General features: G+C 58.8%; 23 protein-coding genes. 12 read left to right on the top strand and 11 right to left on the bottom strand.

Annotated features, from left to right (window positions below; all coding sequences use genetic code 11):
• Positions 1 to 6: 6 nt before the first annotated feature.
• The 3 genes from KKO72_RS03310 to KKO72_RS03300 all read left to right on the top strand — a co-directional run bounded on the left by KKO72_RS03310 (position 7) and on the right by KKO72_RS03300 (position 3,191).
• Positions 7 to 1,110 carry an amino acid ABC transporter permease gene (locus KKO72_RS03310; RefSeq protein ID WP_214935419.1) on the top strand — a complete coding sequence of 368 codons (1,104 nt, stop codon included), beginning with the start codon at positions 7 to 9 and terminating at the stop codon, positions 1,108 to 1,110.
• Positions 1,111 to 1,136: 26 nt separating this feature from the next.
• Positions 1,137 to 1,895: an amino acid ABC transporter ATP-binding protein gene (locus tag KKO72_RS03305; RefSeq protein WP_214935417.1), complete on the top strand. Its 759-nt coding sequence runs from the start codon at positions 1,137 to 1,139 to the stop codon at positions 1,893 to 1,895.
• Between the two features lie 144 nt (positions 1,896 to 2,039).
• Positions 2,040 to 3,191 (top strand): branched-chain amino acid ABC transporter substrate-binding protein, encoded by a 1,152-nt coding sequence (locus tag KKO72_RS03300; protein ID WP_214935415.1) that lies wholly within the window; start codon positions 2,040 to 2,042, stop codon positions 3,189 to 3,191.
• A gap of 178 nt (positions 3,192 to 3,369) precedes the next feature.
• Here the strand turns inward: KKO72_RS03300 and KKO72_RS03295 are convergent, their stop codons facing one another.
• Both KKO72_RS03295 and KKO72_RS03290 read right to left on the bottom strand, forming a co-directional pair.
• Positions 3,370 to 6,162: a bifunctional diguanylate cyclase/phosphodiesterase gene (locus KKO72_RS03295; RefSeq protein WP_214935412.1), complete on the bottom strand. Its 2,793-nt coding sequence runs from the start codon at positions 6,160 to 6,162 to the stop codon at positions 3,370 to 3,372.
• A 2-nt stretch (positions 6,163 to 6,164) separates the two neighbouring features.
• On the bottom strand, positions 6,165 to 7,148 hold the full coding sequence (locus KKO72_RS03290; RefSeq protein ID WP_214935410.1) for a substrate-binding domain-containing protein: 984 nt from the start codon (positions 7,146 to 7,148) through the stop codon (positions 6,165 to 6,167).
• A gap of 270 nt (positions 7,149 to 7,418) precedes the next feature.
• Between KKO72_RS03290 and KKO72_RS03285 the strand changes: the two genes are divergently transcribed.
• Entirely contained in the window at positions 7,419 to 7,745 is a 327-nt protein-coding gene (locus tag KKO72_RS03285) for a FlxA-like family protein (RefSeq protein ID WP_214935408.1), read from the top strand.
• Positions 7,746 to 7,811: 66 nt separating this feature from the next.
• Here the strand turns inward: KKO72_RS03285 and pmbA are convergent, their stop codons facing one another.
• Positions 7,812 to 9,254 carry a metalloprotease PmbA gene (gene pmbA / locus KKO72_RS03280; protein ID WP_214935406.1) on the bottom strand — a complete coding sequence of 481 codons (1,443 nt, stop codon included), beginning with the start codon at positions 9,252 to 9,254 and terminating at the stop codon, positions 7,812 to 7,814.
• Between the two features lie 73 nt (positions 9,255 to 9,327).
• Between pmbA and yjgA the strand changes: the two genes are divergently transcribed.
• Both yjgA and mog read left to right on the top strand, forming a co-directional pair.
• Positions 9,328 to 9,981, top strand: coding sequence for a ribosome biogenesis factor YjgA (gene yjgA, locus KKO72_RS03275; RefSeq protein WP_214935404.1), 654 nt, complete (start codon positions 9,328 to 9,330; stop codon positions 9,979 to 9,981).
• On the top strand, positions 9,978 to 10,577 hold the full coding sequence (gene mog / locus KKO72_RS03270; protein ID WP_214935402.1) for a molybdopterin adenylyltransferase: 600 nt from the start codon (positions 9,978 to 9,980) through the stop codon (positions 10,575 to 10,577). Before yjgA ends, mog begins: the two co-directional genes overlap by 4 nt.
• 56 nt (positions 10,578 to 10,633) lie before the next feature.
• On the opposite strand, the gene cysE is transcribed toward mog, so the two are convergent.
• Positions 10,634 to 11,407 (bottom strand): serine O-acetyltransferase, encoded by a 774-nt coding sequence (gene cysE, locus KKO72_RS03265; RefSeq protein ID WP_214935400.1) that lies wholly within the window; start codon positions 11,405 to 11,407, stop codon positions 10,634 to 10,636.
• Between the two features lie 9 nt (positions 11,408 to 11,416).
• The gene (locus KKO72_RS03260) at positions 11,417 to 12,202 is read right to left on the bottom strand and encodes an RNA methyltransferase (RefSeq protein WP_214935398.1); all 786 of its coding nucleotides are present in this window, start codon (positions 12,200 to 12,202) and stop codon (positions 11,417 to 11,419) included.
• A gap of 111 nt (positions 12,203 to 12,313) precedes the next feature.
• Between KKO72_RS03260 and KKO72_RS03255 the strand changes: the two genes are divergently transcribed.
• The 4 genes from KKO72_RS03255 (at position 12,314) to bchO (ending at position 17,051) form a co-directional block, all read left to right on the top strand.
• Complete coding sequence (locus KKO72_RS03255; RefSeq protein WP_214935396.1) at positions 12,314 to 13,234, top strand: inositol monophosphatase family protein; 921 nt, start codon at positions 12,314 to 12,316, stop codon at positions 13,232 to 13,234.
• Positions 13,235 to 13,332: 98 nt separating this feature from the next.
• Entirely contained in the window at positions 13,333 to 14,352 is a 1,020-nt protein-coding gene (gene bchI, locus KKO72_RS03250; protein ID WP_214935394.1) for a magnesium chelatase ATPase subunit I, read from the top strand.
• A complete protein-coding gene (locus KKO72_RS03245; RefSeq protein ID WP_214935391.1) occupies positions 14,349 to 16,151 on the top strand; it encodes a magnesium chelatase subunit D in 1,803 nt (600 codons plus the stop codon). Before bchI ends, KKO72_RS03245 begins: the two co-directional genes overlap by 4 nt.
• Positions 16,152 to 17,051 carry an alpha/beta fold hydrolase BchO gene (gene bchO / locus KKO72_RS03240; RefSeq protein WP_214935389.1) on the top strand — a complete coding sequence of 300 codons (900 nt, stop codon included), beginning with the start codon at positions 16,152 to 16,154 and terminating at the stop codon, positions 17,049 to 17,051.
• On the opposite strand, the gene KKO72_RS03235 is transcribed toward bchO, so the two are convergent.
• The 6 genes from KKO72_RS03235 to KKO72_RS03210 all read right to left on the bottom strand — a co-directional run bounded on the left by KKO72_RS03235 (position 17,032) and on the right by KKO72_RS03210 (position 23,191).
• On the bottom strand, positions 17,032 to 17,517 hold the full coding sequence (locus KKO72_RS03235) for a TspO/MBR family protein (RefSeq protein WP_214935387.1): 486 nt from the start codon (positions 17,515 to 17,517) through the stop codon (positions 17,032 to 17,034). The genes bchO and KKO72_RS03235 overlap by 20 nt on opposite strands.
• A complete protein-coding gene (locus KKO72_RS03230; protein WP_214935385.1) occupies positions 17,514 to 18,707 on the bottom strand; it encodes a geranylgeranyl diphosphate reductase in 1,194 nt (397 codons plus the stop codon). The genes KKO72_RS03235 and KKO72_RS03230 overlap by 4 nt, the downstream gene beginning before the upstream one ends.
• Positions 18,704 to 20,065 (bottom strand): BCD family MFS transporter, encoded by a 1,362-nt coding sequence (locus tag KKO72_RS03225; RefSeq protein ID WP_214935383.1) that lies wholly within the window; start codon positions 20,063 to 20,065, stop codon positions 18,704 to 18,706. Before KKO72_RS03225 ends, KKO72_RS03230 begins: the two co-directional genes overlap by 4 nt.
• Positions 20,062 to 20,949: a chlorophyll synthase ChlG gene (chlG, locus tag KKO72_RS03220; RefSeq protein WP_214935381.1), complete on the bottom strand. Its 888-nt coding sequence runs from the start codon at positions 20,947 to 20,949 to the stop codon at positions 20,062 to 20,064. Before chlG ends, KKO72_RS03225 begins: the two co-directional genes overlap by 4 nt.
• A 66-nt stretch (positions 20,950 to 21,015) precedes the next feature.
• Positions 21,016 to 22,410 (bottom strand): transcriptional regulator PpsR, encoded by a 1,395-nt coding sequence (gene ppsR / locus KKO72_RS03215; protein ID WP_214935379.1) that lies wholly within the window; start codon positions 22,408 to 22,410, stop codon positions 21,016 to 21,018.
• Positions 22,411 to 22,468: 58 nt separating this feature from the next.
• The gene (locus KKO72_RS03210; RefSeq protein WP_214935377.1) at positions 22,469 to 23,191 is read right to left on the bottom strand and encodes a cobalamin B12-binding domain-containing protein; all 723 of its coding nucleotides are present in this window, start codon (positions 23,189 to 23,191) and stop codon (positions 22,469 to 22,471) included.
• A gap of 215 nt (positions 23,192 to 23,406) precedes the next feature.
• On the opposite strand from KKO72_RS03210, the gene bchF reads away from it, so the two are divergent.
• Together bchF and KKO72_RS03200 are read left to right on the top strand one after the other, a co-directional pair.
• Entirely contained in the window at positions 23,407 to 23,937 is a 531-nt protein-coding gene (bchF, locus tag KKO72_RS03205; RefSeq protein WP_214935375.1) for a 2-vinyl bacteriochlorophyllide hydratase, read from the top strand.
• On the top strand, positions 23,934 to 25,220 hold the full coding sequence (locus KKO72_RS03200) for a ferredoxin:protochlorophyllide reductase (ATP-dependent) subunit N (RefSeq protein ID WP_214935373.1): 1,287 nt from the start codon (positions 23,934 to 23,936) through the stop codon (positions 25,218 to 25,220). The genes bchF and KKO72_RS03200 overlap by 4 nt, the downstream gene beginning before the upstream one ends.
• Positions 25,221 to 25,225 lie beyond the last annotated feature (5 nt).

The following is a 25,225-nucleotide window of genomic DNA, read 5'->3' as shown; positions in this document are numbered from 1 at the left end:
CACCAAATGACCTCAACCACTTTTCAACCGATTGCAGCGCGCCCTGCGCCGATCAACTCCGAAGGCCCGCTGGCCTGGATCAAGAGCAACTTGCTGGCCGACTGGAAAACCAGCCTGGGCACCGTGGTCATTGGCGGCTTGCTGCTGTGGCTGCTGCCCCAGGCCATCCACTGGGCACTGATCTCCGCCAGCTGGTCGCCCCACTACGAGGCCTGCCACGCCGAAGGTGTCGGCGCCTGCTGGGGCGTGATTTCCGAGAAATACCGCATCATCCTGTTTGGACGTTACCCGTATGAGGAACAGTGGCGTCCGCTGATTGCCACCATTTTGCTGACCGGCTTGCTGGTGGCGAGCTGCATCCGCAGTTTCTGGAAAACCTGGCTGCCGCTGCTGTGGCTGGTCGTGCTGACGGTGTTTTTTGTGCTGATGTATGGCAAGGTGTTTGGCCTGACCCAGGTCGACACCGACCGCTGGGGTGGTCTGCCGCTGACCATTCTGCTGTCCTCGCTGTCGCTGGTGCTGTGTTTTCCGATTGCCCTGCTGGTGGCACTGGGCCGACGTTCCAAGCTGCCAGCGATCCGCAGCTTCTGCACCATTTATGTCGAACTGATCCGTGGTGTGCCGCTGATCTCGGTGCTGTTCATGGCCTCATTCATGTTCCCGCTGTTCATGCCCCAAGGCACCCAGATTGATGTGCTGGTGCGCGTGCTGGTGGGTATCACGCTGTTTGCGGCGGCCTACATGGCCGAAGTGATCCGCGGTGGCCTGCAGGCTATTCCCAAAGGGCAGGTCGAAGCGGCCGCCACCCTGGGGCTGAGCTACTGGCAGACACAACGCATGATTGTGCTGCCGCAGGCGCTGGCGATGGTGGTGCCGGGCATCATGAACAACTTCATCTCCACCTTCAAAGACACCTCGCTGGTGACCATCGTGAGCCTGTACGAGCTGACCGGTGCGCTCAAACTCGGTGTCAACTCAGATGCCAACTGGCGGCCTTACATCATCGAAGGCTACTTCTTCATCGCGCTGATCTATTTTGTGTTCTGCTTCTCCATGTCACGCTACAGCCGCTGGGTGGAAAAACAGGTCAACAAGAGCAAGCTGCGCTGATTTCCCCCATTCAACCAAACACCACCATGGCTGAAACCAACACCACCTCCCCCATCATCACATTTGACAAAGTCAACAAGTGGTACGGCAACAACTTCCATGTGTTGCGCGACATTGACCTGAGCGTGGCCAAGGGCGAACGCATCGTCATCTGCGGGCCATCCGGCTCGGGCAAATCGACGCTGATCCGCTGCATCAACCGGCTTGAAGAACACCAGCAGGGCCGACTAATCGTTGATGGCGTGGAGCTGACCGACGACATCAAGGCGATTGACCAGGTGCGCAAAGAAGTCGGCATGGTGTTCCAGCAGTTCAACCTGTTCCCGCACCTCACCGTGCTGGAAAACCTGACGCTGTCACCGATGTGGGTGGGCAAGATCCCCAAAAAAGAGGCCGAGGAAAAGGCCATGGTGCAACTCAAACGGGTGCGTATTGCCGAACAGGCGCACAAGTACCCGCTGCAGCTCTCGGGCGGCCAACAGCAGCGTGTGGCGATTGCGCGGGCCCTGTGCCTCAAACCCAAGATCATGCTGTTTGACGAACCCACCAGCGCACTCGACCCCGAGATGATCAAGGAAGTGCTCGACGTGATGATTGCGATGGCTGGTGAGGGCATCACCATGCTGTGTGTCACCCACGAGATGGGGTTTGCCAAGGCGGTGGCCGACCGTGTGATCTTCATGGACCAAGGCCAGATCGTTGAGCAGAACAACCCGCACGACTTCTTCAACAACCCGCAAAGTGAACGCAGCAAGGACTTCTTGTCGAAGATTCTGGGGCATTGAGCGCACGCTTATTAGCCGCGTAAATCACGCTTGACTTGGATTGATCCAGGTGACGCATGCTCGCACCGAAAGTGTGCAGACAGTAAGATCGCAGGTTCAGGGGCCGCATGGCGCCTGAAACCTTCGCAACTTCTGATCAATCACATGCAAACCTCTACTTCCTCCGCTGCTTCGCTCACCCTGACAGCTGCTGCTGTGCTGGCCCTGAGCTCATCCCTGGCGCATGCGCAAGACGTGCAAACCGTACGCATCGCCCACGCTGGCCCGACCTCGGGCGGTATTGCCCACATTGGCAAGGACACAGAAAACGGCGTGCGCATGGCGATTGATGACATCAACGCCCAGGCGCTGGTGATTGGTGGCAAGAAGATCAAGTTTGAACTGGCCCCGGAAGATGACGCCGGTGACCCACGCCAGGCCACTGCCGTGGCGCAAAAGTTGTGCGATTCCAAAGTGGCAGGTGTGGTGGGCCATTTGCAATCGGGCACCACCATCCCGGCTTCGAGCATCTACAACAAATGTGGCATTCCGCACATCACCGCTGCTGCCACCAACCCGGACGTGACCAAGCGCGGCTTCAACACCACCTACCGCCTGATCGCCAACGACAACTCGCTGGGTGCAGCCCTGGCTTATTTTGCCAACGACACACTCAAGATCAAGACCGTGGCGGTGATTGACGACCGCACAGCCTACGGCCAGGGTCTGGCCGATGTGTTCAAGGCCACCGCCGAACAGCGTGGTGTGCAAGTGGTTGCCAACGAGTACACCACCGACAAAGCCACCGACTTCACCGCCATCCTGACCTCGATCAAGAGCAAGAAGCCCGACGCCATTTTCTACGGCGGCCTGGACGCCCAAGCCGGCCCGCTGCTGCGCCAGATGATGCAACTGGGCCTGCCCAATGTGAAACTGTTTGGTGGTGACGCCTTGTGCACCGAAAAACTGCCCGAACTCGCCAGCCTGTCCGACAACCTGGTCAACGTGACTTGCGCCACCGGCGGCGCCTCGGTGCAAAAAATGCAGGGTGGCCCTGAATGGAAGAAGCGCTACGATGCACGTTTCCCAGGCCAGTTCCAGATCTACAGCCCCTACGCTTATGACGCAGCCTTTGTGCTGGTGGACGCGATGAAACGCGCCAACTCGGTCGATCCGCAGGTCTATGTGCCTTTCATCAGCAAGACCCAGTTCAAGGGCATCACCGCCAACATCGCTTTCACCCCCAAGGGTGAACTGACCACCCCGGCGGTCACACTCTACAGCTTCAAGGGCAAAGCCCGTGTTGCGCTGAACTGATTTGTTCACCCCACAGCCAAGTGGGGTACCTCAAAAAACGCGCTGTTGATCACCCGGTCTGCAGCGCGTTTTTCTTGGGCGCAGCGCATGCAAAACAATCAAAATAAAGAGCATGCAAACCTTATATATAAAGGGCCATAAGTCAGTTTCCCTTATAAAAATGGCTCCCGACTTGCGCTCAGACAGACCGTGCCAGGGATTCCAGCGCATCCAGCGGCAAGGGGCGGCTGAACAGATAACCCTGGTAGGCGTGACAGCCCTGATGCGCCAGAAATTCAGCCTGAGCCTGCAGTTCCACCCCCTCGGCAATCACCGACAGTCCCATGCTCTCGGCCAACACCACCACCATCTTGGCAATGGCGGCATCGTTCGGATCGGAAACAATGTTTTTGACAAAACCCTGGTCAATCTTGAGCTGATCCAAGGGCAGACGCTTCAGGTACGACAAAGAGGAATAACCGGTGCCAAAGTCGTCCAGCGAAAAACTCACGCCGCGGGCCTTGAGTGCACCCATCTTGGCAATGATGGCCTCCACATCATCGACCAGCATGCTCTCGGTGAGTTCGAGTTTGAGCAATTTGGCGGGAGCCCGGGTTTGCGCCAGCGTGGCCAGCACACTGTCGACAAAGTCGGCTTGTTTGAATTGGCGTGCACTCACATTCACAGCCATGCTCAGATGTGCTAGATCCGGCTGCATCGCCCAGGCCGCCAGCTGGGTGCAGGCGGCCTGCAGCACCCATTGTCCAATCGGCAGGATCAGGCCACATTTTTCTGCCAGTGGGATGAATTCTCCGGGTGACACCATGCCGCGATCCGGGTGCTGCCAGCGCAGCAGGACCTCAACACCAGTGATGCGGCCGGTCCCCACCACCTGCGGCTGGAAATGCAGCAAAAACTGCTGCTTGGTGATGGCCTCGCGCAGATCGGCTTCCATCGAGGCATTGGCTGACACATCGGCCTGCATCTGGGTCTCGAAAAAGCGCAGTGTGTTACGCCCGGCCGCCTTGGCCTGGAACATGGCCAGCTCCGCCCGCTTGAGCGGTTGTTCGCTGTTTTCCAAGATCCCGCCGCCAAACAGGGTGATGCCGATGCTGGATGTGGCGTGGTAGACACCGTGGTCCAGTGTGAAGTCCCGATGAAACGCCTGCAGCACGTTGTCACCCACCGTCTCGGCCTGGGTCGCGGCCTCCAGTTCGTCTTCACTGAGGTTTTCAAGCATCACCACAAACTCATCACTGCCCAACCGTGCCACGGTGTCACCATCGCGCAGGCAGGCTTTCAGGCGCTGCGCCACCTGCATCAGCAGCAGGTCGCCCTGGTGGTGGCCCAGGGTGTCGTTGAGGGTTCTGAAATTGTCCAGATCCACAAACAACAGGGCATTTTTGCGCGTGTGGCGGGTGCTGATGTGCAGGCTTTGCGCCAGCCGGTCCAACAGCAGGCGGCGGTTGGGCAACTGGGTCAGCGGGTCATAAAAGGCCAGCCGGTCAATCTGTGCCTGTGCGTTCAGACGTTCACTGATGTCGCTGAAGATAGCAACAAAGTGGGTGGTCGCACCTGCGTTGTCCTTGGACGCGCTGATGCTGAGCCATTGGGGATACACCTCGCCACTTTTGCGCCGGTTCCATATCTCGCCAGCCCAGGCCCCTTCCTTGTCCAAAGCCTGGCTCATGAGGGCGTAAAAGCGCTCGTCGTGGCGCCCCGACCTGAACAGACGCGGCGTTTTCCCCACCACCTCTTCTGCACCAAAGCCGGTGATCTGGATAAAGGCCTGGTTGACCCGTAGGATCACCCGCTCGGCATTGGTGATGAACATGCCCTGCTGCGATTCGAAAGCGCAGGCCGCAATACGCAGCTCCTCCTGCGCCTGGTATTTCTCGGTGACGTCGCTGAACACCAGCACCACCCCCACAATGCTCCCGTCAGCCTGGCAAATCGGGGCGGCACTGTCAGAAATCTTGTACTCCTGGCCGTCCCGGGCCAACAACACCGTATGGTTGGCCAGCCCAACCACCTGGCCGTGTTCTATGACACGCTGCACCGGATCAACCACCACCTCGCGCGTGGACGCGTTCACGATCGCAAAGACTTCTGGCAAAGGTCGACCCAGCGCCTCCCCCAGCGTCCAGCCAGACAGGCGTTCTGCGGTCGGGTTCATGCGGGTCACCCGTCCCGCCCGATCTGTGGCAATGACCGCATCCCCGATGGAGTGCAAGGTGATCGCCAGATTTTCTTCACTTTGCACCAATGCCTGTTCGGCCAGCCGTCTTTGCTTGTCTGCAGCGGAACGCCTTCGCATTTCCTCGTTGCGCTCAGTCAGGAACCGGTTGAGCGCATCCACCAGGATATCGATCTCGTCACGGTAGTTGCCCCTCTTCTTGCGGGCCACAGACAGTGCTGCCACCGTGTCGGACGACCCCAGCCGGGTCACCTCCATCGCCAGTTGATGCAGGTGTCGGGCCACCTGGCGATACACAATGGTGAACAGCACCAGCGCCAAGCCAACGATCTTGACCAGATCAATCAGGATCAGTGTTGTCAGTGTTTCAGCGGCCTTGGCGTTGACCTCGGCATAAGACTCAGAGATGCGCAGGCTACCGATGGTGGCCTTTTTGTCTGGAGCCAGCACCGGCAGGCTCCACACCCGGTCGATGGGCCCGCTGAACCCCGGCTGGCGGACATCGGCCACCGTTTTGCCCAGTCCCAAAACCTCAACACGCACCACCACATCCGAGTGCACCATGCCGCTGAGCAAGGCGTTGAGCCCTGACACGTCGTATTGCCACAGCGACATCGCAATGGCAGACAGACTTTGTTCGACCGCATTCTGGACATCCGCATGGGCATGGCGCAAGGCGTTGTTTCGCTCATAGGCAATGCCAAAGGTGCTTGTCAGGGCAAACACAGCCAGACTGGCCAGCAGAACCCATACCAGGACCCTGACAGCCAGAACGGAGTAGCGGAGGAATCCCATCGCTACTTCCCGGCCCAGATGGCCGCGTAGGCGGCTTCAAAATCCAGATTGGCCTCAATACCCCGACTGCCCGTGGTTTTGAGCAGCTCGGTGGTGACCAAGATGGGACTGGACTGGAACCCGCTCTGTACGACACCGGCGAGCGCCCGGTTCAGTTCATCGGCGAGCTGATATCCCTGCATTTTGAGAGGTTCGGCCACGGTGGCGACTTGCTGTGACAGCCCCGAACCGATACGACCCAGCGCCTTGATGGAGCCGTCGCCCGCAGACACGAGGCGAATATCGGTACGTTTGACCAACATCAGCGGATAGTTGATCTCGTCAAAATACACATCATTGATCGCCAGGCTGTACGTCCATGCCGCGCCGTGGACTGCGGCCAGTTTCTGGACCACGGCAGGCATCGCAGCTGCCGCATCCGAAATCAGTACATTCTCGACCGAGAGCAGCTTGCAGCCTTTGTACCCCTGGCAGGCCTGAATGGTGGCTCTCATGGCCTCGGTCTTGGCATTGGCAACCGCATACTGCTTGTCATTGAAAATGACCACACCAACCTGGCGCTGTTGCGCGATGGCGTCCTGGATCACAAAGGCAGCGGCAAGTTTGGCCACATCCACCGGCCTGGTCGAGACGTTGACAAACAGGTCTTTGGTCGGGCCGGGTTCCTTGGCGGCATGCCAGCCCAGCAAAACAACCCGGTTCTGTTTGGCAAGCGCCACCAACTCGGCAAACTCATCTGGCTCAAAACCACCAAAAACAATGCCTTGGGGTCGGGTGGCCAAGACCTGCATCAAGATCGTCGCCTGTTGAGTCTTGAGCCCGCCACCGTCTTCAAGACGGACCTGCCACCCAAGCTTGCGCGAGGCCTCTTCGAAGCCCCGGTAAACGCCCATGACCCCGCCATTGCGGTAGTCCGATGCGATGAAAACCACCGATCTGGCCACCTGTGCAGCAGGCCCTGGTGGCGGTGTTTGGGGTGGACCCATGGCCGATGCCGGAAGCAGGGTCAACAGGAGTGACAGGAAAACCCACGCCTTTGCCATATTTCCTCCTGACTGACCGCTGGATGCTGTGGCACTCCAGGGTGATGGGTGAAGGCATTGACTCGCTCAGCGAGTGTAAATATTTCCTCCCAGGAATACCAGTGTGAGCGATGTCGCCCAGCAAACCGGCTTGGCTACCAGAACCGCCTGGTGCTGCTGGCTGCTGCAAACGCAGGGCCTCAAGTCACGAGGTTTTGTGCCGATGACAATGTCATGCAAGTCACAACGTCCACCTCCGCCACATCGGGCACAAGCAGCTCTGCAGGCAGCGCCAACCAGATTGCCCAGCTGCAAAAGCAGGTCAGGGAACTTACCCAGCAACTGAGAGACGTGGCGACATCCGACATGGACGCCAAGGCCAAGCAACAACAGGTGCAGTTGTTGCAGGCCCAGATCCTGGCCATCCAGGCACAAATTGCGGCCATTCAGAATCAGAAACAACAGGAGCAGGCCAACAAGGCCAGTGCGTCCCAGAACAAGACCCAGCCTGCCGCCAGCAGCGACAAGGCCTTGGGGTCCCAAGTCGACGTTTATATCTGACGGGGAGCATCACTTGTCGGGCAAGCGCCCGCTAGAGAGACACCGGCTGCAAGCGGGAAGTGGACTTCAGCTCCCGGCCACCTTCATCTTTTTGATCAGGATCGAGCCAACCGTCTTGGCGCCCTGGTTGTAGGTATCGGCACCGACGGCCAGGATGTCCTTGAACATGGTTTTCATGTTGCCAGCAATCGTGATCTCTTCCACCGGGAAGGCAATGCGACCGTTTTCCACCCAGAAACCACTGGCACCGCGTGAATAGTCGCCGGTCACTGAATTCACACCACTGCCCATCAGCTCGGTGACAAACAAGCCGGTGCCCAGGCGTTGCAACATGGCATCCAGGTTGTCACCCGCGCGGGTCAGGCGTGAGGTGAGTGTCAGGTTGTGTGAACCGCCAGCGTTGCCAGTGGTTTTCATGCCCAGTTTGCGCGCCGAGTAGCTGCCCAGAAAATACCCCTGTACCTTGCCCGCCTCAACCACACTGCGCGCCTGTACCCGCACACCTTCGTCGTCAAACGGCGAGCTGCCTTTGGCACGCTTCACAAACGGGTCTTCGAGGATGTCGATGTGTTTCGGAAACACGGGCTTGCCCAGCGAATTGAGCAAATACGAACTTTTGCGGTACAGAGAGCCGCCACTGACCGCCTGTACAAAGGCGCCCAGCAAACCTGCCGCCAACGGTGATTCAAACAACACCGGGCACTCGGTGGTGGCGATCTTGCGGGAATTGAGGCGGCTCAGCGCGCGCTCAGCGGCGTAGCGGCCAATCGCCTCGGGCGAGGCCAGGTCGGCCGCATCACGCTGCGAGCTGTACCAGTAGTCACGCTGCATGTTGGCGCCTTTGCCGGCAATCGGCGACACCGACACCGAGTGGCGTGAGCTGGCGTACCCACCACGAAAACCATGGGTGTGGGCGCTGAAAAAATGCGACTGCTGAGCAGAGACCGACGCACCTTCGCTGTTGGTGATGCGTTTGTCCAGACGCAACGCAGCGTTTTCGGTCTGCAAGGCCAGAAGTGCTGCCTGCTCGCTGGTGATGGCCCAAGGGAAAAACAGATCCAAGTCAGTGCGCTGATCGCTGGGCTGGGCAATGTCGGCCTCGTCCGGTAAGGCGGCAAACGGGTCTTCGGCGGTAAAGCGGGCGATGTCATACGCGGCCTGCACGGTTTGTTTGATCGCTTTTTGCGAAAAATCCGAGGTGCTGGCGTTGCCACGACGCTGGCCGATATGCACCGTGATGCCCAATCCTTTGTCGCGATTGCGCTCGACGTTTTCGAGTTCGCCCTTGCGCACCGACACACTCAGGCCACTGCCTTCGGAGGCATGCGCCGAGGCGTCGCTGGCACCGAGCTTTTTGGCGTGGTGAATGGCACTGTCCACCAGATCCTCAAAAAAGGTCCGGCTATAGGCAAAACCGGCTTCGGCGGGTGCCGGAGCGCGTCTCGGCTTGCTCGGCGTTGCAGAGGAGGAACGTTTGCGAGGGGAGGCTTTGGGAGCGATGGAAGGCATGGTGAAGGCGGCTGAGTGGCTGGCACTCAGGTCCGTTTGGGTTTATTCATAGCGGCGGCTATGATACTTGGCTATGTCAAGAAAACTGAAAAAAGGCTATTTTGTGCGCGGCGAGTTCGTGGCCGAGGGCAGCGAGCGCGATATCGAGCTCAAGGCCGAGCTCAAAGGCACCGACGATTTGAGCCGCACCGACCTCAAGCGCGAAAGCACCGAGCTGCAAAAACTCGGTGAGGCGTTGCTGACCCTGCGCGGTGATCTGCTGGCGCGTCTGCCCCTGAGCGACAAGTTCCGCGATGCCATTGCCGACGCAAAACGCATCACCAACTTCGAGGGCAAACGCCGCCAGATGCAGTACATCGGCAAGATGATGCGCAAGCTCGAACCAGCCGAGGTGGATGCCGTGCGCGCCGCACTGGACGAACAGGCCAATGGCTCAGCAGCCGAGAACTTGGCGCTGCACCAGGCCGAACTCTGGCGCGACCGCCTGATCTCTCAGGACGATGCCGCAGGCCAGTGGATCGAGCAGTACCCGACAACCGACACCCAGCAATTGCGCGCCCTGATCCGTCAGGCCCGCAAAGACGCGGTGCCCGAAAAGCCAGGTGCTGCCTTGCGCCATGGCCGCGCTTACCGCGAGATTTTCCAGCTGGTGCGTGAGGCCCTGGGCGCCATCCCCGACCCGGACGCCGATACACCACCCTTTAGCGCCAGCAACGAGGCATCGTGAGCACGGGCTCACCCTACCCACCGGTCAAGATCGGCATCGTGTCCATCAGCGACCGGGCCAGCAGCGGTGTTTACGAAGACAAAGGCCTGCCTGCCCTGCAAAGCTGGCTGACACGTGTCCTCAAAAATCCGCTGCAGTTTGACCCACGCCTGATCCCGGACGACCAAGCCACGATCGAGACCACGCTGATTGCACTGGTGGAGGCTGGTTGCGCCCTGGTGCTGACCACCGGCGGCACCGGTCCGGCGCTGCGCGACGTGACACCCGAGGCCACGCTGGCGGTGGCACACAAGGAGATGCCCGGTTTTGGTGAACAGATGCGTCAGATCAGCCTGGCTTTTGTGCCCACCGCCATCCTGTCGCGCCAAGTGGCCGTGATCCGCGATCAGACACTGATCATCAACCTGCCGGGTCAGCCCAAAGCGATTGCCGAAACGCTGGAAGGCCTCAAAGACTCCGACGGCAAACAGCGGGTGCCCGGCATTTTTGCCGCTGTACCCTACTGCATTGACCTGATTGGTGGGCCCTACCTGGAAACAGATGCAGCGGTGTGCAATGCGTTCCGGCCAAAAACTGCTATTCGCTCGTTCTTATAAAGAAAAAGTGCTGCCAGCCCTTATTCAGAAAGGGCTAGAAGCTATGAATACTGAAGCTATTTACCCACCAGCTGGTTGAGTTTGTCGGCCTCAAAATGTTCGGCCAGGGTGGCGTCGCCGGGCACACAGTTGGTTTTGTCGCGGCTGGCCTGCAAGGTGTCGATGGCTTTCCACAACATCGCAATCTGGTGTTCGTGGCTTGATGCGTTGTCGATCAAACCACGCATGGCCTGGCTCAACGGGTCGTCGCTTTGGGTCACGCCATAGGCGGAAAAACCCATCTTGGAGGCAGCCTCTTCACGTTTGACATCAAGCTCGGCCTGAATGATGCGCGCCGGGTTGCCGACAGCCGTGGCACCGGCCGGCACCGGCTTGGTCACCACCGCGTTCGACCCGACCTTGGCGCCGTCACCCACGGTGAAGCCACCGAGCACCTGCGCACCCGCCCCCACAACCACACCGCGCCCCAGCGTCGGGTGGCGTTTGGCGCCCTTGTAGAGCGAGGTGCCGCCCAGCGTCACACCCTGGTAGATGGTGCAGTCGTCACCAATCTCGGCAGTCTCCCCCACCACGACACCCATGGCATGGTCAAAAAACACGCGGTTGCCAATGGTGGCACCGGGGTGGATTTCGATGCCAGTCAAAAATCGCGTGATGTGGGAGACAAAACGCCCCAGCCATTTCAAACCATGCGTCCAGCAGGCATGGGCCAGCCGGTGCAGGATGACCGCATGCAAGCCGGGGTAACAGGTCAACACCTCCCAGGTGCTGCGCGCAGCCGGGTCACGTTCAAGAATGCATTGGATATCGGATCGGATTCGGGACAACATGGTTTGAGTCTAGTGGGATTCAGGCAAGGGCGCGGACGGCGCGGCCTTGAGCATCATTTTGGCCATGCCACGCAGGATGTGGATTTCCTCCTGGGTGACACCGGCACGGTTGAACAGCTGGTTGAGCCGAGGCATGAGTTTTTTGGGGGCCTGCGGGTCGAGGAAATCAATCGCCACCAGTGCCTGCTCCAGATGCGCCAGCATGCCTGCCACCTGCGCGGCGTCGGCCAAGCTGGGTGCCACAGTGGCCGATTGCACCGGGTAACCACCCAAGGCCTCGCGCCAGTCATAAGCGATCACCTGCAAGGCGGCGGCCAGGTTCAGCGAGCCAAACTGCGGGTTGCTCGGGATGCTCAGGCACACATGGCAGCGGTACACATCCTCGTTGGCCATGCCAAAACGCTCCGAGCCAAACAGGAAAGCCACCCCAGAGTTGGATGCCTTTTCGGCCTCCAGACCTTGTTCTGATTGGGCTAGAAGCTCCTGTTTCACGAGCGACTGGAAATGCTCACGTGGCCGCACCGTGGGCGGGCCGAAGTCGCGCGGGGTCATGGCGGTGGCGCACAGGTGGCTCATGCCGTCCAGCGCCTCATCGAGCGTGTCGACAATGCGGCAGTTCTTGAGCACATCGGTGGCGCCACTGGCGCGCTGGATGGTTTCCTCGCGGCGCAGCACATTGGCCCAGCGTGGCGCCACCAGCACCAGATCGTCAAAACCCATGGTTTTCATGGCGCGCGCGGCGGCGCCGACATTGCCGGCATGGCTGGTGTTGATCAGGATGAATCGGGTCTTCATGGTGGGCCGTTAAAATAGACCGATTGTCGCTGCCCCACGAGGGTGCTGCGCCACTCCACAACTCACCATGCAGACTTGCCAAAGAGCCCGCATGGTCACTACCGAGCCACCATGAACTCTCCGAATCTGCACCCAATGATCAATGTGGCGGTGAAAGCCGCCCGCGCTGCCGGGGCCATCATCAACCGCGCCGCGCTCGACGTGGAATCCGTGCGGGTCTCGCAAAAACAGGTCAACGACTTTGTCACCGAGGTCGACCAGGCCTCCGAACAGATGATCATCGAAACCCTGCTGGGCGCGTACCCGGGCCACGGCATCTGGGCTGAAGAGTCCGGCCGTGAACACGGCGCACGTGATTCCGAGTTTGTCTGGATCATCGACCCGCTGGACGGCACCACCAACTTCATCCACGGCCTGCCGGTTTACTGCGTGAGCATCGCGCTGGCGGTGCGTGGCAAGGTGGAACAAGCCGTCATTTACGACCCCAGCCGCAACGACCTGTTCACCGCAACCAAGGGCCGTGGGTCTTACATGAACAACCGCCGCATCCGGGTCGCCAAACGCAACCGGCTGCAAGAGTGCCTGATCTCCACCGGTTTCCCCTACCGCCCCGGTGATGACCTGCCCAGCTACCTGCGCATGCTGGGTGACATCATGCAACGCACCGCCGGTGTGCGCCGCCCCGGTGCCGCCGCCCTTGACCTGGCCTATGTGGCCGCAGGTTTCACCGACGGCTTTTTCGAAAAAGGCCTGCAACCCTGGGATGTGGCGGCTGGCTCGCTGCTGGTCACCGAGGCGGGTGGTTTGGTGGGCAACCTGTCGGGTGACTCGGACTTCATGGAACAACACGAATGCCTGGCAGCCAACCCGCGCATCTACGGCCAGATGGTTGGCCTGCTGGGCAAATACAGCAAGTTCGCCGGGGCCGGTGACAAGGCAGGTGTACGCGCTGCGGTGGCAGAAATGGCAGCCGCCAGCGCCGAAGAAACACCGCCAAGCAAGCCCACAGACGAAGCAGACGCTGATTTTTGACACCTGCCGGGCTGCAAAAGCCGCAGATGTCAACCCAGATTGACATATGATGTCGAGTTGAGACAGAAGCAGATCAGAGTTTCTTTTTTGGACATCTCATGGCACTCACTTTCCCTTTTGCAGCAATCGTCGGACAAGAAGAAATGCGGCTGGCCATCCAGATGCTGGCCGTCGATCCCACCATCGGTGGTGTCCTGGTCCTGGGTGACCGGGGCACCGGCAAATCCACCGCCGTGCGGGCCCTGGCGGACCTGTTGCCCCCCATCAAAGTGGTCAAAGATTGCGCCTACGGCTGCGACCCGGCAGGCAGCTCGCTGTGTGAGGCCTGCCAGACCCAAGTCGGTCACAAGTTAAAAACTGAAACGCGCGCGGTGCCGGTGGTCGACCTGCCGTTGGGCGCCACCGAAGACCGTGTGGTGGGTGCACTGGACCTGGAAAAAGCCCTGTCGCAAGGTATCAAGAAGTTTGCCCCTGGGCTGCTGGCCCAAGCCAACCGTGGCTTTTTGTACATCGACGAAGTCAATCTGCTCGAAGACCACATCGTTGACTTGTTGATCGACGTGGCGGCCTCCGGTGAAAACCTGGTGGAACGTGAAGGCCTGAGCGTGCGCCACCCGGCGCGTTTTGTGCTGGTTGGCAGTGGCAACCCCGAAGAAGGTGAATTGCGGCCACAGTTGCTGGACCGCTTCGGCCTGTCGGTCGAGGTGCGCACACCACAAGACCTGGACCTGCGGGTGCAGGTGGTACGCCGCCGCGACGCGTTTGAGCGCAACCCGACGGCCTTCCGCGCCGAATGGGAAGACGCCAACACCAAGCTGCGCCAGCGCATTGTGCGTGCCAAAAAACTCATCCAGAACCTGGAGGTGTCGGACGATCTGCTGATGTCTTGCGCCACCTTGTGCCACAAACTTGGCACCGACGGCTTGCGCGCCGAGCTGACGCTGTTGCGTGCCACCCGCGCCTACGCCGCACTGCAGGGCGACAAAGTGGCCGAGCGCAGCCACTTGCGCACCATAGCACCACTGGCCCTGCGCCACCGCTTGCGCCGCAACCCGCTCGACGACACCGGTTCCGGTACGCGCGTGCAGCGTGCCATGGATGAGGTGCTGCCTGCATGAACACCCCCGGCCTGTCACAAGCTGACCAGGCTTGGCAGGATGCACAGCTGGCGCTGATGGCGCTGCAGGTGGACCCGGTACGCCTGGGTGGCATCTGGTTGCGCGCCGCACATGGCCCGGTGCGCGACAACTGGCTGCAGCTGCTCAAGGCCTCCTCACTCAAGACCTTCCGGGTACCCGGTCAGGTCGATGACGAACGCCTGTTAGGCGGTATGGACCTGGCGGCCACGCTGCAAACAGGCCAGGTGGTGCACCAGCCCGGGCTGCTGGCACAAGCCCATGGTGGTGTGATTGTGCTGCCCATGGCCGAGCGCCTGCCCTCCAAGGTCAGTGCCCACATTGCCCAGGCGCAGGACAAGGGCCAGGTGCATGCGACCCACGCCCACATCACCAGCCCGGCGCAGTTTTCGGTGATTGCGCTGGACGAATCCGAAGAAGACGAAGCCTGTGCAGCACAAGGATTGACCGAACGGCTGGGCCTATGGCTGGATTTGCGTGATGTCTCCATGGCGCAAAGCAACAACACGCTGGAAGCGCTGGGGCAATCTGAGCTGCAGGAAGCCATCGCGCTGCTGCAGCAGATGCAAACCAGCCACGAACAGGTAGAAGCGCTGTGCCAGACCGCACTCGCGCTAGGCGTGGACAGCTTGCGCCCGCCCCTCATGGCGCTGCGCCTGGCCTGCGTCTGTGCGGCTTTGGAAGGCCGTGACGCGGTCGAGCAAAGCGATCTACAGCTGGCGGCCCGACTGGTGCTGGGACCACGTGCCACCCGCATGCCCGCCCAAGCTCAGGACGAGGAACAAGAGCCACCACCACCCGAAGAGCCGGAAGAACAGCCGCCGGAACAAGAACCCGAGAGTGACCCACCCGAGCCACCGCCAGAAGACGAGCAGGAGCCCGAGCCACCCCAGGAGGCACTGGAAGACGTGTTGCTCGCCGCTGCCTTGGCCAGCTTGCCACCCAAGCTGCTGGACCGCCTGCTCATGGGCAAAGCCAGTACCAAGGCAGCGCACGGGCTGGGCAACAGTGGCCAGGCCAAGACCAGCAAGCTGCGTGGTCGGCCACTGACACCGAGACCCGGCAAGCCCAGTGCGGGCGCGCGTCTGCACGTGCTGGCCACGCTGGTGAACGCGGCCCCCAAACAACGGCTGCGGCAGAACAACCCAGGTTCCGGGCGTGTGGTCATTCGCAGCGACGACTTCCATGTGCAACGTTACGCCCAACAGACACCGTCCTGCCTGATTTTTGCGCTCGATGCCTCCGGCTCGGCCGCACAACACCGGCTTGCCGAGGCCAAAGGTGCGGTGGAACTGCTGCTGGAACAGTCTTATGCCCGGCGCGACAGTGTCTGTGTGATTGGTTTTCGGCTCGCCACAGCCCAGGTGCTGTTACCCCCGACACGGTCGCTGGTGCGTGCCAAACGCGCGCTGGGCGGCCTGCCCGGTGGTGGCGGTACACCGCTGGCCAGTGGCATCCAGGCGGCCTTGTTGCAAGCCCAGATGCTGCACCGCGCTGGTTCCACCCCGATGCTGGTGATCCTGAGCGACGGTCGCGCCAATGTCAGTCTGGCCGGCACCGGTGGCCGAGCGCAGGCGCGGGAAGATGCCCAAACCCTGGCGCAGCATTGGCGCCTGACGGGTTACCCCTCTCTGTGGATCGACACTGCGCCACAACCTGAACCACAGGCCCAGAACCTGGCCAATTTGATGGGCGCCAACTATTTCCCGATGCCCTATGTCCAGGCGCAACGTATGGCGTCGGTGGTGCAAGACCTGAGTGCGCAGGTGCGCAGAGCCTGAATGGCCCTCTGGGACACGTTCTACCCGCCCATGGACTGGGAGGCCAACCGCAAGAGCTGGCCACACACCTCACACAGCCGTTTTGTCACAGTTCATGGTCAGGTCTGGCATGTGCAGACCTTTGGCCATGGCCCGGTGTTGCTGCTGTTGCATGGCACCGGTGCATCGACACACTCCTGGCGCGACCTGGTGCTAAGCCTAGCTAAACACCATACCGTGATCTGCCCGGATCTGCCCGGACATGCGTTCAGCTACTGGAACACCAAAAAGAGCAATTCGCTCGACCACATGGCGACCAGTCTGGCCGACCTGCTGAACCATTTGAAGCTGTGGCCAAGTGCCATCATCGGACACTCAGCAGGTGCGGCAGTGGGGGCGCAACTCATCCTCAAACATGGCAAAGGCCCAACCCCCACGCTGATTGGCCTGAACCCGGCTTGGTTACCTTTGACCGGTTTGGCCAGTTGGCTGTTTCCGCCAACCGCCAAATTGCTGGCCCTCAACCCTTTGTCAGGCGTGTTGTTTGCCAAGCAGGCAGCCAAACCAGCGGTAGTGCGTAATTTGTTGCAAAGCACCGGCTCGCATCTGGACGAGGTGGCACTGGGTTACTACCAAAAGCTGTTGCAAACACCGTCACATGTCAGGGGTGTCTTGGCCATGATGGCCGCCTGGCGGCTACACCGGCTCGCGCAACAGTTGCCGCAACTGACGGGCCCGGTCTTCATGCTATTGGGGGCAAACGACCGGACCATCCCGGCGAGCCTGGCCGCTGAAACCATGAACCTCTTGCCCAACACCACCAGCCGAACCCTGGCTGGCCTGGGTCACCTGGCCCACGAAGAAGCGCCTGCTGTCGTGAGCGAACAGATCCTGGCGTGGGTTAAGCAAACGGCCCGTTGAGCGCAATGGTGGTCCAATTCAGGACACCAGCCGCACTCACCCAGGCCAGGTAAGGCAAGATAAAGATGGACGCCCAGCGCGATTCACGCCACAAGAACCACACCAGCGAAAACACCGAGAGCCACAAGGCGACCCACTCGACCATGGCCCAGTCAGGCCTATGCAGGCCGAAGTAGAGCGCACTCCAAAGCATATTGACCAGGGCATTGACCACAAACAGGCCCAACACAAAGCGCTTTCGCGCCCTGGTGGGCGCAGCAGTCCAGGCCAATGAGCCGCTGAACACCAGCAAAAAGAAGATCACCGACCAGATCACCCCAAAAGCAGCATCTGGTGGTTTCCAGGACGGTTGTTTGAGTGAAAAATACCACGGACCCAAATCGGTCAGCCAAGAGCCAATGCTGGCCGTGCCAAAACTGAAGACAAAAGCAATAAGCAGGGTTTGCCACCCACCAAAACGCTTCATACGCGGGCGAAGCCCAGCAAATGCGCCAAGTCTTTGAAGAAGATACGGATATGGGCCATGGGTTTTTTGCGTACCAGTTTTTTGTTCATGTAGGACTCAAAGGTCAGGCGCTGCACATCGGGGTCTTCACAGACTTTGACAAAGCGCTCACGGCGCTTGTCGTTCTGGTACCAGAAATGTTGCAGCAAGCCAAGAATCCAGAAGACCCGGCCATGTTCTTTGAGGAATTGTTTGCGCGCCAGTTTCAAACAGGCGGCATCACCGGTCTTGAGCGCCTGTTGGACCGCTTCCGCCACCATACGCCCACAGGCCATGGCGTAATAAATCCCTTCACCTGATGCAGGCGCCACCACACCGGCCGCGTCGCCAGTAAGCACAATGTCGCGGCCATTCTCCCAACGTGGCAGAGGTTTGAGCGGAATCGGGGCCCCTTCACGGCGCAGGGTTTCGACCTCGCTCAGGCCCGCGATCTCGCGCAGTTTGCCCACCGAACCACGCAGTGAGAAGCCTTTGTCAGCGCTGCCCGTGCCCACACTCATGGTGTCACCATGGGGAAACACCCAGCCGTAAAAGTCGGGCGAAATCGGCCCCTGGTAATAAACGTCACAACGCTCCGGATCATGGGTTGGGTCCTGCGTCGGCGCGCGAACGATCTCGTGGTAGGCAAAGACGTATTTGGTCCGGTCTGCGCCTTCGATGTGCTGGCGGGCAATTTCTGATCGCGCACCATCGGCCGCCACCACCATGCGGGCACGCACGCTGTCGGGCTCACCCAGCCCCTGCGCTGTCACCGGGTTGAAGTGCACACGGGCGACACCGTCGGCATCGCGGGTGATCTTGTCACACAAGGCGCGCAGGCGCGTGGCACCGTGGGTCTGCGCACGCTCCCGCAGCCACTCATCAAAGCTGTCGCGGTTGACCATGGCGACAAACCCGTTTTCGATGTGAATGTCCACCTGCTTGTTCTTGGGCGAAATCATGCGAGCACAGCGCACCTTGGCCACCAGCAAGTGGTCTGGGATGTCGAAGTCCTTGATCAGCCGCGGCGGAATAGCGCCGCCACAGGGTTTGGTGCGACCTTGCCGATCCATCAACAACACCGACCAGCCCTGTCGTGCCAGATCATCTGCGGCCGTCGCACCAGAAGGTCCTCCGCCAACGACCACCACATCGTATTGGCTTGTATTCATGACTGCACCCTTTGCAATTCCGTTGAAAAATAAGCTGGGGCCTGCTCAGCCACGACACCATTGCGATTCACCAAAATAGCGCACCACGCCGACAACGCAAACATCACAGCCTCAAAACCAAAAACCGATGAGTAGGCCAGCCCACTGGAGGCCATCAGCCAATGCGCCATGTCGCTGGCGGCGGTGCCCAGAAGGCCACCCAGCCCAAAAGCAATCGCTTGGGCAGCACCCCACAAGCCCATGCGGGTGCCTTCATTGCCATGGGCACCCTGGGTGGACAAACGCATCATGGTGGCAATGGCCGCAATAGAAAAGGCGCCATTAGCAACACCGAGCACAACAATATTGAACTTCAGGGGCCAATTGTTTCCCTGGACACCAGCCATCGCCAAACCCACCATGGCAAATGCCGAAAGCACACAGCCCCAGACCATCCAGCTGTGAACACTGCCCAATCGGCCTTTGACACGCTCCCAACCCACCAAGGCCACCCATAACATGCCCGCCAAAACCGCACCATGCTGAAAACCAGCCAACTGCGTGGTCTGCCCGGGTGTCATGCCAAACACATCACCGGCAAAAGGCTCAAGAATCAAATCTTGCGCGCTGTAGGCCAGCATGGACAAAAACACAAAAATGGTGAAGGTTCTGGCCTGAGGCTCACGCCAGACCTGAACAAGTGTTTCCTTGAACTGGCGGGCGGAGCGTTCACCCGGCGCAGCATGTGCAGGAGCGGCATCGGTGCCTTCGGGGCCCCTTCCTTCGAGCCCCCACAAACTCAATGCGGCCACAGCCACCACCAGCACCGCCAAACCGGCAGTCACACGAATGAGTTGCTCAGGCGTGTAGGGATCAATCAGTTTGCCCACGGTGATAGCTGTCATCGCAAAGCCAAAAATCATCATCATCCACACTAGGGTGGCCGCAGGGGCGCGGCGGCTGTCAGGCACGCGCTTGGCCATCAATACCAACAAGGATGTGCCACAAGCACTCACACCCAGGCCGATCATGGAAAACGCAACAACACATAGGACCAAACCCAGACCAAACGTGGTTTGCATCAGCACCGTGGCAACCGATGCCAACACCCCACCCAGGGCAAGCACGATCACACCACCCAGCATCCAGGGCGTACAGCGCCGCCCCTGATCCGCGCCAAATCCCATCCGTGGCCGAACCATCTGCACCAGATAGTGCAGCGCCACCACAGCACCTGGCAACAGCGCCGGCAGCGCCAACTCAACCACCATGATGCGGTTGAGTGTGGATGTCGTGACCACCACCACCGCCCCCATACAGGCCTGCACCAAACCCAGTCTTGCCACATCCAGCCAACCAAACACACGTGTTGAACTCATGCTGACACCTGGTGAAGGAAATGCAACGCCCAAGCACTGACCATCATGCCAGACACATACAGTGGAACGCCGAAAGCACTGAGCATCAAAGCCTTGTCAATCGGCTGACGCACAAAAGACAGCATCAGAGGGAGTTGCGCCAGCACAAGCACCAAGACGCCTGCTGCATGCCAGGGTTGCGACCAGGACACCAACAACCCAACCACCACCAGTTGCGGAACAAGCATGATGACGCAGGCAGCCTGGGCGGCCCCCAGTGGACCAAGTTGTACAGGCAATGAGCGCACGCCCATCTGCTTGTCACCTTCAATGGCCTTGAAATCATTGAGCGTCATGATGCCATGGGCCCCCACGCTGTAAAGCAAAGCCAGAAGCAGGGACTCAACATGTGGCAAGGCACCACCCAGCATCACCGCACCACCGGTGACCCAGGCCAAACCTTCATAACTCAAAGCACAGGCCGTATTGCCCCACCAGCCATTGAGTTTCAGACGAAAAGGGGGGGCACTGTAGGCCCAGGCGAGCAACAACCCCAAGGCGCAAGCCCAAAAGCCCCAAGTGCCCAAGCCCCAGGCCCAGATCAAGGACAAAACAGTCCACAAGACAGCAATGTAGAGCCCCCAGCGACCCGGCATACGCCCGGACGGAATAGGCCGGTTGGGCTCATTGATGGCATCCACATGGCGGTCAAACCAATCATTCACGGCTTGACTGCTGGCACAGACCAACGGCCCAGTCAGCACCAATCCCAAACAAATGAGTCCCCAGTTTGCGCCGAAGCTCTGTGCAGAAGCCACAACACCGCATGAAAAAGCCCACATGGGCGGAAACCAGGTAATCGGTTTGAGCAGTTCTGTGACAGTGGAAAGCGAGGGTCGAGCCATCTGAAGATTTTGACCCAGACGCAAAAGATGTCAACTAATACTTACACTTTAGTTGTCAAATATCAATCAGTGAATGCTGTTGACCTCCATGTCACTGACCATCTCAAACCGTCGTAACTTGACATAAAGACTTTGCCGGGACAGCCCCAGCATTTCTGCCGCAGATGCGCGATTATTCTTGGTCAACTCGAGCGCAGACTGGATACACATCTTTTCGATCATGTCCACCGTTTCACCCACAATGTCCTTCATTGGCATGCGCCCCACCAGTTTGGACAGCTCAGCAACAGAACTCACCATGCCATTGGTGACAGGCGTTTCCTTGACGCGGATCCGCTCAACATCGCGAATGTAAAAAGCGTAGTAGGCCTGATCGGTATTAAGAGTCAGCGCAGAGATCTCCACAGCAACAGTTGAACCCGCCATGACACGCAGTTCAGTGGAAAAATTCTTCACAAGTGTTTGTGAGCGCAAGTTCGTCAGCAACACGCCCCAATCAACCCCGCCACGCACCAGCCAGTTCTCCAGAGGTTGGCCGGCCAACTGCGACAAAGCAGTCACACCCAGCATGGTCATCAATTCTGCGTTGGCAGACTTGATAATCCCCGCTCTGTCAGTCAGAACAAACCCGTCAGGGGAATGTTCAAGCGCCTCACTGAAGAGCAGTTGCTGGTCCGCCGCCGATGCTGGCTTGGCAACCATGCCATGAGGCAACAGACGCATCAAAAAATGTGGCCCACTTTCCTGCCGGAAGACAGAAGCAGAGACCGTGCAATCGCCTGTGGCACCGACAAATCTGGCACGACACATCTCGATGCGTCCCGTGGCATGCGCCATGCGCAGCAGCGACTGAATCTCATCCCTGTAAACCGTCTCAAAACACTCGGTGATATCGCGACCAACCAGCTTCTTGTTGCTGTCCTTCACAAAAACCTGTGCACTGGAGTTCGCATCCAAAACTCGGAAGCTCAGACCATCCACCAACAAGACCGCCTCGTTGCCCGTTTCAAAGAGGATGCGGTATTTGGTCTCAATGTGCCGAAGCCTCAGATAGTCCCGCTCAATAGACTGCTGGGTTTCAATCAATCGTCGCTGAAGAATCGCAATGGCCTCCATATCGCGCCCCAGCGCCAAAACCCGACCATCGTCGCCCAGACTCATCACCGCATACTGCATTGGCAGATCCGTGCCGCCGCCAATGCCATGGTTCACATGGCGCCAACGCAATTCTTCACTGGCACTGCACGAAGCAAGCATTTCCAGAATCTTGCCTCGGCTTTCGCTGGTCACGACACTGCTCCAAGAACGCCCCACCCAAGACTGGCATCCCAATGCAAGCAATTCCGATTTGCGGACAGATATGTCCTCGATCACACCGTCTTTATCAACGATCAATGCGACATCAAAGGCCACGCGCACCAGCCGATCAAAAGCCTCTCCTGACAAGTTACCGAGCTTCATTGGGACGTCTTGATGAGGTTGAATTCGTCGACTCAGATACTTCAGTCACACACATAGTTCACGCTGCCAGCTCTAACCTTTTGATGTTCTGCCGAGCAAGTCGCTGCGACACGCGCGCGTCACCGCCAATCAAGTCAGCACCCAAAACTGCCGCCAAATCAGGGTTCAAGTCCACCATAGGACCACCAATCATGATCTGGACATTGGGATTGAGCGAGACCTGTCTGGCTTTTAAGATAAGTGATTTCAATGCAGGCCATCCTCGGTCAGAACAGACCGAAAAACCGACCACTTCAAACCACTGTTGGGTCAATTCTCTCACCACGTCAGACTCTGATTCCGGTGCAACGTTCGACACTTTCCATCCTTCACGCCGGAAAAACTCAGCCACCATGACCGAGCCAAAACCATGCTGAGAATTGGGCGTGGAAAAGAAAATCGCCCGATAACCGTTGAACTTCTGGTTAGCTCGCTGTAAGAATTGAGGGCTAAGCTCATACAGAATCTGTTGAAGACAGTGAACGCCTATTGTGACCTTCACAAAGTCAATCCGATCAGACAACCACCACTCACCCAGAAGGCGAGCAGCAGCAGCTAGCCCATCCAAGTAGATATCCTCAATATCAACACCTGCGCCAAGCCAAGCATGAACCTTAGCAAGTGCTGCACCATACTGGCATATACACGCCTCAGCCAAAATTTCTATATCGCGAAGGCCAAAAACGCCAAGGCCTGCGCTAGCCCGAATTAAAGACATATTTTCCTGCTGAAACAGGCCCACACCGCAACCACCACGCTCTCTCTAAAGGAAGTGGATGGGCGAGACTCTCACACATAGCTACGCCAGCAGTTTCAACCTGGAAAGTCTTAACTGTGTCTATAGAAACATTTTACTGGGAAACCCCATCAATGTAAAAAAAATAATACGTCAAGTTATGTTGACACTTTACACAGCACCAGCTACAGTGACCGCTTGAAGTTCTTTCATCAGAGCACATGTCAAATCCAGTCTCAAGCCACAAGATGCTTTACAGCCCCGAGGAGAAACGCCGCAGGGATCAGTCGATCTGGACGCTGGTACAAGGCGTTCTAGCCCCCCTGCAGTTCTTGGTCTTTCTGGTCAGTTTGGCGCTCGTGGTCCGTTGCCTCATGACAGGTGAAGGCGAATCCGCTGCGCTTCTCTCTGTGGTCATCAAAACATTGACGCTCTACACCATCATGCTGACCGGCTGCATATGGGAGAAGGTGGTGTTCGGTCAGTACCTGTTTGCACCCGCTTTTTTTTGGGAGGACGTCTTTAGTATGCTGGTTTTGGCCTTGCATACAGCGTATCTCTATGCTTGGTGGACCGGTGCCATCACCCCGACGCAGCAACTTTGGCTAGCAATGGCTGCCTACGCCACTTATTGCATCAATGCGGGGCAGTTTTTGCTGAAACTCAGAGCTGCCAGGCTTCAAGCTGAAGGATTGCGCATTGCTGAAACTGATCAAGCCCAGCTCAACGTTCGAACGGAAGGTGTGGCGTGAATCCGGTGATTCCTATCCGCAGCGCAGAAGCCTTGGGCTGCGCCAACACCCCTGTCATCTCAGAAAAGGGGCAAAGACAAGTCTTTTGTGGCCTCACTGGCATTATCTGGCTGCACCGCAAAATACAGGACGCGTTCTTTCTGGTGGTGGGCTCACGCACTTGCGCGCATTTGATCCAGTCAGCTGCTGGCGTCATGATTTTTGCAGAACCACGTTTTGGCACAGCGATCATCGACGAACGCGACCTCGCCGGCATTGCAGATGCCAACGATGAGTTGGACCGTGTGGTATCTGAGTTGCTCGCCCGCCGCCAAGACATCAAGTTGCTCTTTTTGGTCGGATCCTGCCCGTCTGAGGTGATCAAGCTCGACTTATCGCGGGCTGCAGAAAGACTCTGCAAGCAACACATGCCGCACACCCGGGTTCTCAGCTATTCAGGCAGCGGCATTGAAACCACATTTACCCAAGGCGAGGATGCCTGCCTTGCTGCATTGACAGAAACCTTGCCTGCTAGAACCTCTCAAGGCAAACACCTGCTGATCGTGGGCACCTTGGCTGATGTGGTGGAAGATCAGCTCAGCGTCTTGCTTCGCAAAATGGGTATTGAGCACTTCGACTTCTTTCCACCCCGCAGAAGCACCGCACTTCCAGCCATTGGGCCGGAAACCGTATGTGTGCTGGCACAGCCATTTCTCGCTGACACAGCAAGGCAACTTGAATCAAAAGGGGTGAAGCGTCTGGAAGCGCCCTTCCCGCTCGGCGCGGAAGGCACAACCAAATGGTTGCGGGTGATCGCCCAGGCGTTTGCCATTGACCACTTTCGGTTTGAAGAGGTCACACAGGCAGCACGCCAAAGAGCTGAGCAATCGGTAGCGCGTCACCGCACGCAGCTGCAAGGCAAAAGCATCACCTTCCTGCCCGATTCCCAGCTTGAGATACCGCTAGCCCGGTTTGTTTACCAAGAACTTCATATGAAGTTATTGGAAGTCGGCACGCCCTACCTGCATCGCCAGATCATGACCCCTGAGCTTGAACAGCTGCCTAGCAGTACACGTTTGAGTGAAGGTCAATCACTGGAATTGCAGTTGGATCGGTGTGATGCAGACCAGCCCGATTTGATCGTCTGTGGTCTTGGCTTGGCCAACCCGCTCGAAGCAAAAGGGTTCACCACCAAGTGGTCTATCGAACTGGTGTTCACTCCTATTCAAGGGTACGAGCAGGCGGGGGACTTGGCAGCCCTGTTCAGCCGACCTTTGGCACGCAAACTCAAACTAGTCGCTTAGACATC

The organism is Rhodoferax sp. U11-2br, assembly GCF_018619435.1.
Taxonomy (GTDB): domain Bacteria; phylum Pseudomonadota; class Gammaproteobacteria; order Burkholderiales; family Burkholderiaceae_C; genus Rhodoferax.
Note: the sequence above shows the minus strand (reverse complement) of the source record. Positions and strands in the feature narration are given on the sequence as shown.

Bases quoted from the DNA above. Each gene is read 5' to 3' on its own strand.
- KKO72_RS03310 (WP_214935419.1), top strand. From the start codon at position 7: ATGACCTCAACCACTTTTCAACCGATTGCAGCGCGCCCTGCGCCGATC.
- KKO72_RS03305 (WP_214935417.1), top strand. From the start codon at position 1,137: ATGGCTGAAACCAACACCACCTCCCCCATCATCACATTTGACAAAGTC.
- KKO72_RS03300 (WP_214935415.1), top strand. From the start codon at position 2,040: ATGCAAACCTCTACTTCCTCCGCTGCTTCGCTCACCCTGACAGCTGCT.
- KKO72_RS03295 (WP_214935412.1), bottom strand. From the start codon at position 6,162: ATGGGATTCCTCCGCTACTCCGTTCTGGCTGTCAGGGTCCTGGTATGG.
- KKO72_RS03290 (WP_214935410.1), bottom strand. From the start codon at position 7,148: ATGGGTCCACCCCAAACACCGCCACCAGGGCCTGCTGCACAGGTGGCC.
- KKO72_RS03285 (WP_214935408.1), top strand. From the start codon at position 7,419: ATGCAAGTCACAACGTCCACCTCCGCCACATCGGGCACAAGCAGCTCT.
- pmbA (WP_214935406.1), bottom strand. From the start codon at position 9,254: ATGCCTTCCATCGCTCCCAAAGCCTCCCCTCGCAAACGTTCCTCCTCT.
- yjgA (WP_214935404.1), top strand. From the start codon at position 9,328: ATGTCAAGAAAACTGAAAAAAGGCTATTTTGTGCGCGGCGAGTTCGTG.
- cysE (WP_214935400.1), bottom strand. From the start codon at position 11,407: ATGTTGTCCCGAATCCGATCCGATATCCAATGCATTCTTGAACGTGAC.
- KKO72_RS03260 (WP_214935398.1), bottom strand. From the start codon at position 12,202: ATGAAGACCCGATTCATCCTGATCAACACCAGCCATGCCGGCAATGTC.
- KKO72_RS03255 (WP_214935396.1), top strand. From the start codon at position 12,314: ATGAACTCTCCGAATCTGCACCCAATGATCAATGTGGCGGTGAAAGCC.
- bchI (WP_214935394.1), top strand. From the start codon at position 13,333: ATGGCACTCACTTTCCCTTTTGCAGCAATCGTCGGACAAGAAGAAATG.
- KKO72_RS03245 (WP_214935391.1), top strand. From the start codon at position 14,349: ATGAACACCCCCGGCCTGTCACAAGCTGACCAGGCTTGGCAGGATGCA.
- bchO (WP_214935389.1), top strand. From the start codon at position 16,152: ATGGCCCTCTGGGACACGTTCTACCCGCCCATGGACTGGGAGGCCAAC.
- KKO72_RS03235 (WP_214935387.1), bottom strand. From the start codon at position 17,517: ATGAAGCGTTTTGGTGGGTGGCAAACCCTGCTTATTGCTTTTGTCTTC.
- KKO72_RS03230 (WP_214935385.1), bottom strand. From the start codon at position 18,707: ATGAATACAAGCCAATACGATGTGGTGGTCGTTGGCGGAGGACCTTCT.
- KKO72_RS03225 (WP_214935383.1), bottom strand. From the start codon at position 20,065: ATGAGTTCAACACGTGTGTTTGGTTGGCTGGATGTGGCAAGACTGGGT.
- chlG (WP_214935381.1), bottom strand. From the start codon at position 20,949: ATGGCTCGACCCTCGCTTTCCACTGTCACAGAACTGCTCAAACCGATT.
- ppsR (WP_214935379.1), bottom strand. From the start codon at position 22,410: ATGAAGCTCGGTAACTTGTCAGGAGAGGCTTTTGATCGGCTGGTGCGC.
- bchF (WP_214935375.1), top strand. From the start codon at position 23,407: ATGTCAAATCCAGTCTCAAGCCACAAGATGCTTTACAGCCCCGAGGAG.